This is a genomic window from Enterobacter sp. N5-15, from assembly GCF_057221635.1.
Window position 1 is genome coordinate 1,104,133 of sequence record NZ_CM170150.1, and the last position, 11,753, is coordinate 1,115,885.

Consider the following 11,753-nt stretch of genomic DNA (forward strand, 5'->3'; position numbering starts at 1 on the left):
GTGTCTGCCAATTTTAGGGGAGCCATCAGGCTGAAAAAAGTAACAGTCTGGCGCTAAAAGACCATAACAGTTGGCTCCCCGGAACCTCACAGCGTTTTGATGATCTTTGCCGGGTTGCCGCCAACGACGACGTTAGCCGGGACGTCTTTCGTCACGACGGCGCCGGAGGCCACCACGACATTATCACCAATGGTGACGCCAGGGTTAATGACCGCCCGGCCGCCAATCCAGACGTTATTGCCAATGCTGACGGGTTTTCCAAACTCCACGCCGCTATTCCGTTCTTCTGCGTCAAGTGGGTGGGTGGCCGTATAAATATGAACACCCGGCGCGAGCATGCAGTTATCGCCAATATGAACAGGGCAGACATCCAGCATTACGCAGTCGAAGTTAGCGTAAAAGTTTTTGCCCAGATAAATGTTATATCCATAGTCGCAGCGGAAGCTCGGTTCTATATATGATCCTTCGCTTTGTCCCAGAAGTTCCGCCAGAATGTTCTGGCGTTCTGTTTTATCATCAGGCGTGGTGTGGTTATAGCGATATACCAGATGGCGGGCGCGCAGTCGGTCGGCCCGTAACGTCTCATCGCCGGGGCGGTAATGTTCACCGGCAATCATTTTCTGTTTTTCTAAGCTCATTGGAAACCTCGCTGGATGTGATTACCGCAGGGTAATCGGTACAGGCCAGGAGGGGAACGTTCCCGAAAAGCCGATGTGACTGTCGTCACAACATTGTTGCTGCTGAACACGTTTTACACGGAGACCTGGCTTACGCACAGGGAGCATAACGGGATAGGTAAATACTGAGAACGAGGCGTAGAACTCTACAGACACCCTTCAAAGATTAACGGACAAATTTCCACACAGAAGTAGGGATTTTGTCATACAGCTTATTCATCGTCAGCTCGGCAAGACGATGGTCAGCGGCTGAATAAAATACCGCCAGTTCATTATCCGAAAGCTCGTATTTATTCTTTTCAATGACGCGCTCAAGGGTGTCAATTGACTGACAGCGACGTAAGCGCATCAAATAATCGACCTTTGTGAGTGGTTTATCAGACATAAATTCACCTTAGTAATTGTAATAATTTTAACAGGAAAGACTAACCGGGTTAGCTCTGCTCACGTTGACGAAACAGCGGAATAGCCGGTTTCCCGATTTACGCCATTTTTGCAAATCCTGGGCGTTAATGCCGTAACTGCTGAACAACATAAAGGTGTCGTCCAGGTATTCATCAATTTGCTCAATGAGCTTATTATCTTCATTGTACTTAATTTTATAATTAAGTGCGAAGGTTGCGATATGTTCTATCAGCTCATTCAACTGTAAATTGATGGCAGACGTTGGGTCGTTTACCCAGCCATGGTTGCTTTCATCAAGGTTGGCAAGGCAGTCATGGTACAAGGATTCGCAGAGAAATTTCAACTGCGCGATATCATGCCTTTTTGGCGAGTACTCGTCCATAGCGCATCCCCTTCTGAGTGATTTCTTACTCACCGAACATCATTGTCGGGATGGATACAACTGACTTAGCTACATGAGTGCTGTGTTCCTGATAACCTAACTATAAGCCACTCCTTGCTGGATTTCATCGCGCTATTACGAAAAATTACAAATAAAACCGCAGACTGCGAGCATCTACGCAAAGGGGCGTCCTGGACTCAACTTTTTTATCCAAATTAACAAAGGTGTTTTATCGCTTCCTTACGTTTCATTGGTTTAGCAAAAATGATGAGAAAAGTTCAGATTCAGACTTATCTTTGTAAGAACTTCTTATTAGGAATATTCCTAATAACTTAAGCGGAGAAATGAAATTAAAAAAATCCTGAATTCACCGATTAAGTTATCAGTTAATTATGATATGTCTATTTAAGATGGCAGAAAATAAATAGAACCACAATAAGCGTAATTTATGATTTTTTCTGAAAATGAAAAAGGCCGCTAATGCGGCCTTTTTATCATGTGAAACCGGTATCAGTGAGGTTCTACCGAATGACTGTGTTCAACATCTTCATTCTTTCGGCTAAAGCGGCGGCGAACCACCACGAAGAACACCGGTACGAAGAAGATAGCCAGTACGGTCGCGGTAACCATACCGCCCATCACGCCTGTACCTACTGCGTTTTGCGCGCCGGAGCCCGCACCGGAGCTGATAACCAGCGGCAGTACGCCGAGGATAAACGCCAGTGACGTCATCAGGATTGGGCGCAGACGCATACGAACCGCCTCAAGCGTCGCCTCAATAAGGCCTTTGCCTTCTTTCTCCATCAGATCTTTGGCGAATTCAACGATAAGTATCGCGTTCTTCGCCGACAAGCCAATGGTTGTCAGCAGGCCTACCTGGAAGTAAACGTCGTTGGTCAGTCCACGGAACGTTGCCGCAAGCAGCGCACCGATAACCCCGAGTGGAACCACCAGCATAACGGAGAACGGAATCGACCAGCTCTCGTACAGTGCCGCCAGGCACAGGAAGACCACAATCAGTGAAATGGCGTACAGAGCAGGAGCCTGGTTACCGGACAGACGTTCCTGATAGGACATACCGGTCCAGTCATAGCCGATACCCGCAGGCAGTTTGCTCGCCAGCTCTTCCATCAGGTTCATGGCTTCACCGGTGCTTCGGCCCGGCGCAGCCTGACCCAGGATCTCCATAGACGGCAGACCGTTATAGCGTTCCAGACGCGGTGAACCGTATTCCCAGCGTGACGTTGAGAACGCCGAGAACGGAACCATCTGACCATTGCTGCCGCGCACGAACCAGTTGTTGATATCGTTAGGCAACATACGGTACTGCGCCTCTGACATCACGTACACTTTCTTCACGCGACCGCGGTCGATGAAGTCGTTAACGTAGCTACCGCCCCAGGCTGCGCCCAGCGTGGTGTTGATGTCACTGATGGATACGCCCAGCGCCTGGGCTTTCTCCTGGTCGATATCGATCTTGTACTGCGGCGTATCTTCCAGGCCGTTTGGACGCACGCCGACCAGCAGGTCAGGGTGTTTAGCGACTTCACCAAACAGCTGGTTACGCGCCTGCGTCAGTTTTTCGTGGCCCAGGCCGCCCTGGTCAATCAGCTGGAAGTCGAAGCCGGTCGCGGTACCCAGTTCAACAATCGCTGGCAGGTTAAAGGCGAAGACCATCGCATCTTTAATCTGCGAGAAGGTGCCCATTGCACGGCCGGTGATGGCTTCAACCTTGTTCTTTTCGCCCGGACGTTCAGACCAGTCTTTCAGAGAAACGAAGGCAATACCGGTGTTCTGACCACGACCCGCAAAGCCAAAGCCGTTAACCGCGAACACGGATTCAACGTTGTCTTTCTCTTTGGTGAGGTAGTAATCCGTCACTTCATCCAGCACTTTCTGGGTACGCTCTTGCGAGGCACCCGCCGGAAGCTGCGCCATCGTCAGGAACACGCCCTGGTCTTCATCTGGCAGGAACGAACTTGGCAGACGAACGAACAGGAAAGCCATGCCCACCACGATGATGATATAGAGCAGCAGGTAACGACCGGTGCTGCGCAGGATGTTACCCACGCTGTCGGTGTAGTGGTGCGTGCTCTTATCGAACATGCGGTTAAACCAGCCGAAGAACCCTTTATGCTCGCCGTGGCCGCCTTTCTGAATTGGCTTCAGCATGGTGGCACACAGGGCAGGGGTCAGGATCAACGCCACCAGCACCGACAGCGCCATCGCGGAAACGATGGTAATAGAGAACTGACGGTAGATTGCACCGGTAGAGCCCCCGAAGAAGGCCATCGGGATAAATACCGCAGACAGCACCATCGCGATACCGACCAGCGCGCCCTGGATCTGACCCATTGATTTACGGGTCGCTTCCTTCGGCGGCAGTCCTTCTTCCGCCATGACGCGCTCGACGTTCTCCACGACCACGATGGCGTCATCCACCAGCAGGCCGATGGCGAGCACCATCCCGAACATCGTCAGGGTGTTTATCGAGTAGCCAAATATCGACAGGATCGCAAAGGTCCCGAGCAGAACAACCGGCACGGCAATCGTTGGGATAAGCGTCGCGCGGAAGTTTTGCAGGAACAGGTACATCACCAGGAAGACCAGGATGATCGCCTCAACCAGCGTCTTAACCACTTCGTGAATCGAGATTTTGACGAACGGCGTGGTGTCGTATGGGTAAACGATTTTCAGACCTGACGGGAAGAACGGTTCCATCTTCTTCAGCTCTGCGCGGATCGCCGTGGCGGTGTCCAGGGCGTTAGCGCCTGTCGCCAGTTTGATACCCAGACCGGAAGCCGGTTTACCGTTGAACTTCGCGATGATGTCGTAGTTCTCACCGCCCAGCTCCACTTTCGCCACGTCGCGCAGGCGAACCTGCGAACCGTCCTGATTCACTTTCAGCAGAATTTTGCTGAACTCATCGGCAGAGGTCAGACGGGTCTGCGCGATGATCGAGGCGTTAAGCTGCTGGCCTTTCACCGGCGGCGTACCGCCTAACTGACCGGCCGCTACCTGGGCGTTCTGCGCTTTAATCGCGCTGATCACGTCAACCGGCGTCAGCTGGAAGTTGTTCAGCTTGTTCGGATCCATCCAGATACGCATCGCGTACTGGGAACCGAACAGCTGCACGTCACCCACACCGGAAGTACGGCTGATGGCGTCCTTCATGTTGGCGCCCACGTAGTCGGAAATATCCTCCTGCGTCATGGTGCCGTTGGTGTTGATAACGCCGACAACCATCAGGAAGCTACTGGACGATTTCTCGACGCTCACACCCTGCTGTTGTACTTCCTGCGGCAGCAATGGCATTGCCAGCTGCAGTTTGTTCTGCACCTGAACCTGCGCAATGTCAGCATCCGTACCTGACTGGAAGGTCAGGGTGATCTGCACTGTACCGGTGGAGTCACTGTTTGAGGACATGTACATCAGGTTATCGATACCGTTCATGTTCTGTTCGATAACCTGGGTAACGGTGTCCTGCACCGTTTTCGCATCAGCCCCCGGGTAGGTTGCGGAAATTGTCACCGCCGGTGGCGCAATCGTTGGATATTGCGCGACAGGCAGCTTCAGGATCGCAAGTCCCCCGGCCAGCATGATGATAATGGCGATCACCCACGCAAATATGGGGCGATCGATAAAGAAATTAGGCATGTCTTAACGGCTCCTGTTTAAGTTAAGACTTGGTTTGTTCTGACTGGCCAGCGGCCGAAGCTTGTTGTTTATCGTCAGATTTCACTTCCTGTGCTTTAACCTGCGCGCCAGGACGAACTTTTTGCAAACCAGTAACAATCACGCGATCGCCATCTTTCAGACCTTCCGTCACCAGCCATTTATCGCCAATCGCCTGGGTGGCGGTGATATTGCGCGTTTCGACTTTGTCATCAGCCCCAACAACCAGCGCGCTCGCATCGCCGCGTGGCGTACGGGTCACACCCTGCTGTGGAACCAGAAGTGCGGTTGGATTCGTTCCTTCTTCCAGACGTGCGCGAACGAACATACCTGGCAGCAGATTTTTGTCAGGGTTCGGGAAAATCGCACGTAAGGTGATGGAACCGGTGGTCTGGTCGACCGTCACGTCAGAGAATTCCAGCGTACCTTCCTGCGGGAACTTGATACCGTCGTTGGTAATCAGCTCCACTTTGGCTTTGCCGTTTTCCTGTTTCAGGGTGCCGTTAGCCAGCTCCTGTTTCAGGCGCAGGAAATCATTGCTGGACTGCGTCACGTCAACGTAGATCGGATCGAGCTGCTGCACGGTCGCCAGCGCAGTGGTCTGACCGTTCTGCACCAGTGCCCCTTCCGTGACGGAAGACTTACCAATACGACCGCTGATAGGGGAGGTCACTTTGGTATAGGCCAGGTTAATGCGCGCGGTTTCGACAGCCGCTTTGGCTGCCACCACGGCCGCGTTAGCCTGCTGTGCATCTGCCAGGGCAGTATCGTAATCCTGTTGGCTGATGTACTTAGTGCCGAGCAGTTTTTGGTAGCGGTTCAGCGTCAGCTGGGCGATTTTGGCTGCGGCTTGTGCTTTTGCCAGGTCGCCTTTCGCGCTTTCATACGATGCCTGATAGGTTGCTGGATCAATCTGATACAGAGACTCACCGGCTTTCACATCACCACCTTCGGTGAAGTTACGCTTCAGGATAATGCCGCTAACCTGAGGACGCACTTCCGCAATGCGGTAAGCATTTGTACGGCCTGGTAATTCGGTGGTGATTTGTAGAGGTTCAGATTTGAGCGTCACGACGCCTACTTCTGGCGCCTGCTGAGCTCCTTGTTGAGCTGGTTTGTCGTCACATCCTGTAAGCGCTAAGCTGCCTGAGAGCATCAGAACGACCGCCAGAGGCGTTAACCCTCTGTTTTTGTTCATATGTAAACCTCGAGTGTCCGATTTCAAATTGATCAAGGGTCCTGAGTCTAAAACCCGTTGCTGCGTTTATATTATCGTCATGCTATGGTACATACATTCACAAATGTATGTAAATCTGACTCCTGTAAATTCACCCACCTATGGCACGAAAAACTAAACAACAAGCGCTGGAAACCCGACAACACATACTGGATGTGGCAATACGTTTGTTCTCTCAGCGGGGTGTTTCATCCACATCGCTGGCACAAATTGCTCAGGCTGCCGGTGTGACGCGAGGAGCGATTTACTGGCATTTTAAAGACAAGTCAGATCTGTTCGGTGAAATCTGGGAGCTTTCAGAGTCCAGCATTAGCGATCTTGAGAGTGAGTATCGGGCAAAATTCCCCGACGATCCACTCTCAGTATTGAGAGAAATATTAGTATATATCCTTGAAGCGACGGTAGTTGAAGAACGTCGCAGATTAATGATGGAAATAATTTATCATAAATGCGAGTTCGTCGGCGAAATGGCGGTGGTGCAGCAGGCGCAGCGCAGCCTCAGCCTCGAGAGCTATGACCGTATTGAGCAGAACCTGAACCTGTGCATGCAGGCAAAGCTGTTACCGGCCAACCTCTTGACCCGCCGGGCGGCTATCCTGATGCGCGGCTACATCTCCGGTCTGATGGAAAACTGGCTTTTTGCGCCGCAATCCTTTGACCTCAAAGAGGAAGCCCGCAGCTACGTGGCGATTTTACTGGAAATGCTACAGCTCTGCCCCACGCTGCGCAGCGACGCGCCTTCGCTAACGGCCTGATCCCTTACCAGGATTTCTCTCAGAGGATAACGTTCGCGCTATTCTGCTTCCGGCGAGCGTGATATTCTTCACGCCGGACTATTTTCGGTCATCTTCTGACATCATTCACAACTATGCTGCCCATCAATCGCTCGCAACATCCTGTTTTTGCATTGCTCTTTGCGATGCTGTTTTTCTTCGCCACGGCGCCGCTGACCTGGGCCCGCGCCGATAACAGCAACGATATTCCCTCGCGCGGCGATGTTCAGTCGCAGCTCGACGCGCTGAACAAACAAAAAGAGCTCTCTCCTCAGGATAAGCTCATCCAGCAGGATCTGACGGAAACGCTGGAAACGCTGGATAAAATTGAACGCGTCAAAGCAGAAACCGCCCAGCTTCGGCAAAAGGTGGCGCAGGCCCCTGAAAATATGCGCAAGGCGACGGAGTCGCTGAACGCCCTGAGCGACGTCGATAACGATACCGAAACGCGCAAGACGCTCTCCACGCTCTCTTTACGCCAGCTGGAGTCGCGCGTCGCGCAACTGCTCGACGACCTGCAAACCGCGCAGTCCGACCTCGCGACCTATAACAGCCAGCTTGTCTCCCTGCAAACCCAGCCGGAACGCGTGCAAAACTTGATGTACTCCGCGTCTCAGCAGCTGCAGCAGATCCGCAACCGCCTGAACGGCACAACGGTGGGTGAGGGCACGCTGCGCCCGACGCAGCAAACCCTGCTGCTGGTTCAGCAGACCTTGCTCAACGCGCAGATTGAACAGCAGCGTAAAAGCCTGGAAGGGAATACGGTGCTGCAGGACACGCTTCAGAAACAGCGTGATTACGTCACCGCGAACATTAATCGCCTGGAACACCAGCTTCAGCTGTTGCAGGAGGCGGTAAACAGCAAGCGCCTGACCCTGACGGAAAAAACCGCCCAGGAGGCCGTATCCCCAGACGAGACCGCCCGCATTCAGGCGAATCCGCTGGTGAAACAGGAGCTCGAGGCCAACCACCAGCTTAGCCAGCGCCTGATACTGGCGACGGAAAACGGTAACTCGCTGGTTCAGCAAAATATCAAAGTGAAGAACTGGCTGGATCGCGCGCTGCAGGCCGAGCGCAACATCAAAGAGCAGATCGCGGTCCTGAAGGGCAGCCTCCTGCTGTCGCGTATTCTCTACCAGCAGCAGCAGACGCTTCCGTCCGCCGATGAGCTGGAGGACATGACCAACCGCATTGCGGATTTACGTCTGGAACAGTTTGACGTCAACCAGCAGCGCGATGCCCTTTTCCAGAGCGATACCTTTGTCGCCAAAATTGAAGAGGGGCATTCCAGCGACGTGAACCCGGAAGTGCACGACGCGCTGCTCCAGGTCGTCGATATGCGTCGCGAGCTGCTGGACCAGCTCAACAAACAGCTGGGTAACCAGCTGATGATGGCCATTAACCTGCAAATCAACCAGCAGCAGCTGGTGAGCGTCTCGAAAAGCCTGCAGGAGATCCTGACCCAGCAGATTTTCTGGGTGAACAGCAACAAGCCGATGGACTGGGATTGGATTAAATCCTTCCCTGAGACGCTGAAAACGCAGATCAAGAGCATGAAGATCACCGTAAACTGGGAGAAAGCCTGGCCTGCGGTGACGATTGCCTTGCTGGCGGGATTACCGCTGCTGCTGATTGCAGGCCTGATCCGCTGGCGTCTGGGCTGGCTGAAAAAATACCAGGCGAAGCTGGCGTCCGAAGTGGGGCAGCTGCGCAACGATAGCCAGCTCCATACGCCAAAAGCGATTCTGATCGATCTCATCCGCGCCCTGCCGGTGTGCCTGATTATTCTGGCCGTGGGCCTGATTCTGCTTACCATGCAGCTCAACGTCAGCGATCTGCTGTGGGCGTTCAGTAAAAAACTGGCGCTGTTCTGGCTGGTGTTTGGCGTGTGCTGGAAGGTGCTGGAAAAAGACGGCGTGGCGGTGCGTCATTTCAACATGCCTGCGCAGCTGACCAGCCACTGGCGTCGTCAGATTGTGCGCATCAGCCTGGCGCTCCTGCCGCTGCACTTCTGGTCGGTTGTCTCTGAGCTTTCCCCGCTGCATCTGATGGATGACGTGCTGGGCCAGCTGGTCATCCTGCTGAACCTGCTGCTGATTGCGATCCTGATGTGGCCGATGTGCCGCGACAGCTGGCGTGATAAAGAGTCCCACAATATTCGCCTGGCCACCGTGACGGTGCTGGCGATCATTCCGCTGGCGCTGATGGTGCTGACGGCAACGGGCTACTTCTATACCACGCTGCGCCTGTCCGGGCGCTGGATTGAAACGGTCTATCTGGTGATCGTCTGGAACCTGCTCTATCAGACCGTGCTGCGCGGCCTGAGCGTAGCGGCCCGCCGCATCGCCTATCGCCGTGCCATTGCGCGTCGTCAGCATCAGGTGAAAGAGGGGGCCGAAGGCGCGGAGCCGCAGGAAGAGCCGACCATTGCCCTGGAGCAGGTTAACCAGCAGACGCTGCGTATTACCATGCTGGTAATGATCGCCCTGTTTGCGGTGATGTTCTGGGCTATCTGGTCCGATCTTATTACCGTTTTCGCCTATCTCGACAGTATTACTCTCTGGCAATACAACGGTACCGAAGCGGGCGCTGCGGTCATGAAAAGCGTGACCATGGGCAGCCTGCTGTTTGCGCTGGTGTCGTCGGTGGTGGCCTGGGCGTTGATTCGCAACCTGCCAGGCCTGCTGGAAGTGCTGCTCCTGTCACGTCTTAATCTTCGCCAGGGGGCTTCCTACGCCATTACCACGATCCTCAACTACGTAATCATTATTGTTGGGGCGATGACGGTCTTTGGCTCGCTTGGCGTCTCGTGGGATAAACTGCAGTGGCTGGCGGCCGCTCTCTCGGTCGGTCTTGGTTTTGGCCTGCAGGAGATCTTCGGTAACTTTGTGTCCGGCCTGATTATCCTGTTCGAACGCCCGGTACGAATCGGCGATACCGTCACCATCGGCACCTTCTCTGGGACGGTCAGCAAGATCCGTATTCGTGCCACCACCATTACCGACTTCGATCGCAAAGAGGTGATCATCCCGAACAAGGCGTTCGTGACCGAGCGTCTGATCAACTGGTCGCTTTCCGATACGGTGACACGCGTGGTGATCCGCCTGGGCGTAGCCTATGGATCGGATCTGGAGAAGGTGAAAGAGGTGCTGCTCAAGGCGGCGTCAGAACATCCGAAAGTGATGCACGATCCGGCTCCGGCGGTCTTCTTCACCACCTTTGGGCCGAGCACGCTGGATCACGAGCTGCGTTTATACGTGCGCGAGCTGCGCGACCGCAGCTACACGGTGGATGAGCTTAACCGGTCTATCGATCGTCTGTGTCGTGAAAACGATATTAATATCGCCTTCAACCAGCTTGAGGTTCACCTGCGTAACGAGAAAGGTGATGAGCATACGGAAGTGAAGCGCGAGATTAAGGGTGACGATCCGACTCCGGCTTAATCTATTATTTTCCCTCTGCCTGTGGGAGAGGGTTAGGGTGAGGGCAACAGGCCTTCACCTTTCCCTCAAAATCCCGCCGTACAATCTCCAGCGCCTTAAGCACCGTTTCGGCGGGGATCTCATGATTCTCCAGCAGCATAATCAAATCGACGGCCAGCTTGACCTCATCGGGTGCATTTTCCAGTGACATGGGTGTGGCTCCTGTTAACGGGTCAAACGTTCAATGACGCGCTCAATCTCATCCCGCGCCTGACGGCAGCGGACGATGCGTCCTTCCAGCGCGCTAATCTCGCGCATCAATAGCTGCTGCTCTTCCAGCGTTTCGCTGTTGTTCAGCCGCACTTCGCGTTCGCGCTTCATCTCAAACAGCCGGCGCTCAAACTCCTGGTTCTCCAGCCGCTTGCGCTGCCATTTACCGAGCCCCGGCGAGGCGCTGTCCCAGGCGCGCAGCGGCCAGGCGGCGATTTCGCGATGCAGAGCGGTGATCTGCTCAGTGAGATGCTCCGCAAGCCACGCCACCTGCTCCTGCTGTTCACTCTCAACCGCATGGCGAAGCTCGTCGAGGTTCGTCTGCGCTTCCGCCAGGTAATCCTGAATGACGGTGCTGCGGGTACGAAAAAGCTGTCGGTCAAAGCGCGGCTTCAGCGTGGCGTGCCCCATTAGCGGTGTAGCCTGCTCCCGCAGAGCAATCAGCTGATTTTGCAGCCTCTCAAGAAGCAGTGCTGTTTTCAAGGCGCTCTCCAGTGGTAAAGTAGCCGTTCAGTTTGATAACGATTCGCATTATGAAGCGTACTATTTTAATCATCATTGGCTGGCTCGCGGTAGTGCTTGGCACGCTGGGTGTGTTTTTACCCTTACTGCCGACCACGCCGTTTATCCTGCTGGCGGCCTGGTGCTTCGCCCGCTCGTCGCCGCGTTTTCACCACTGGCTGCTCTACCGCTCATGGTTTGGCGGCTATCTGCGGCACTGGCAAAAACACCGAGCCATGCCGCCCGGCGCGAAGCCGCGCGCGATCGCAGTGATCCTCATCACCTTCGCTATTTCATTATGGCTGGTGAAAATGATGTGGGTACGCATTCTGCTGCTGGCGATCCTGACCTGCCTGCTTTTCTTTATGTGGCGGATCCCCGTGGTTGATGAAAAGCAACAAAAGCACTGAA

General features: G+C 54.1%; 10 protein-coding genes. 3 read left to right on the forward strand and 7 right to left on the reverse strand.

What is annotated here, in order from left to right; translation table 11 throughout:
- Positions 1-86 precede the first annotated feature (86 nt).
- From maa to acrA, 5 genes are all read right to left on the reverse strand, one after another.
- Positions 87-638, reverse strand: coding sequence for a maltose O-acetyltransferase (gene maa / locus AC2TE5_RS05135; RefSeq protein ID WP_213328806.1), 552 nt, complete (start codon positions 636-638; stop codon positions 87-89).
- Between the two features lie 205 nt (positions 639-843).
- Positions 844-1,062: an HHA domain-containing protein gene (locus tag AC2TE5_RS05140; RefSeq protein WP_010428174.1), complete on the reverse strand. Its 219-nt coding sequence runs from the start codon at positions 1,060-1,062 to the stop codon at positions 844-846.
- A gap of 27 nt (positions 1,063-1,089) precedes the next feature.
- Positions 1,090-1,464 (reverse strand): Hha toxicity modulator TomB, encoded by a 375-nt coding sequence (gene tomB, locus AC2TE5_RS05145; protein WP_008499288.1) that lies wholly within the window; start codon positions 1,462-1,464, stop codon positions 1,090-1,092.
- Positions 1,465-1,974: 510 nt separating this feature from the next.
- Positions 1,975-5,121 (reverse strand): multidrug efflux RND transporter permease subunit AcrB, encoded by a 3,147-nt coding sequence (gene acrB, locus AC2TE5_RS05150; RefSeq protein WP_063145542.1) that lies wholly within the window; start codon positions 5,119-5,121, stop codon positions 1,975-1,977.
- 22 nt (positions 5,122-5,143) lie between these two features.
- Positions 5,144-6,337 carry a multidrug efflux RND transporter periplasmic adaptor subunit AcrA gene (gene acrA, locus AC2TE5_RS05155; RefSeq protein ID WP_023310601.1) on the reverse strand — a complete coding sequence of 398 codons (1,194 nt, stop codon included), beginning with the start codon at positions 6,335-6,337 and terminating at the stop codon, positions 5,144-5,146.
- A 140-nt stretch (positions 6,338-6,477) separates the two neighbouring features.
- Between acrA and acrR the strand changes: the two genes are divergently transcribed.
- Together acrR and mscK are read left to right on the forward strand one after the other, a co-directional pair.
- The gene (acrR, locus tag AC2TE5_RS05160) at positions 6,478-7,131 is read left to right on the forward strand and encodes a multidrug efflux transporter transcriptional repressor AcrR (protein WP_121425574.1); all 654 of its coding nucleotides are present in this window, start codon (positions 6,478-6,480) and stop codon (positions 7,129-7,131) included.
- 113 nt (positions 7,132-7,244) lie between these two features.
- Positions 7,245-10,592: a mechanosensitive channel MscK gene (mscK, locus tag AC2TE5_RS05165; RefSeq protein ID WP_484612771.1), complete on the forward strand. Its 3,348-nt coding sequence runs from the start codon at positions 7,245-7,247 to the stop codon at positions 10,590-10,592.
- 4 nt (positions 10,593-10,596) lie between these two features.
- On the opposite strand, the gene rsmS is transcribed toward mscK, so the two are convergent.
- Both rsmS and priC read right to left on the reverse strand, forming a co-directional pair.
- Entirely contained in the window at positions 10,597-10,782 is a 186-nt protein-coding gene (gene rsmS / locus AC2TE5_RS05170; RefSeq protein ID WP_484612772.1) for a pleiotropic regulatory protein RsmS, read from the reverse strand.
- Between the two features lie 14 nt (positions 10,783-10,796).
- Positions 10,797-11,324: a primosomal replication protein N'' gene (gene priC / locus AC2TE5_RS05175; RefSeq protein ID WP_047648533.1), complete on the reverse strand. Its 528-nt coding sequence runs from the start codon at positions 11,322-11,324 to the stop codon at positions 10,797-10,799.
- Between the two features lie 50 nt (positions 11,325-11,374).
- Here priC and AC2TE5_RS05180 point away from each other — a divergent pair, with 50 nt between their 5' ends.
- Positions 11,375-11,752 carry a DUF454 family protein gene (locus AC2TE5_RS05180; protein ID WP_024906851.1) on the forward strand — a complete coding sequence of 126 codons (378 nt, stop codon included), beginning with the start codon at positions 11,375-11,377 and terminating at the stop codon, positions 11,750-11,752.
- Position 11,753 lies beyond the last annotated feature (1 nt).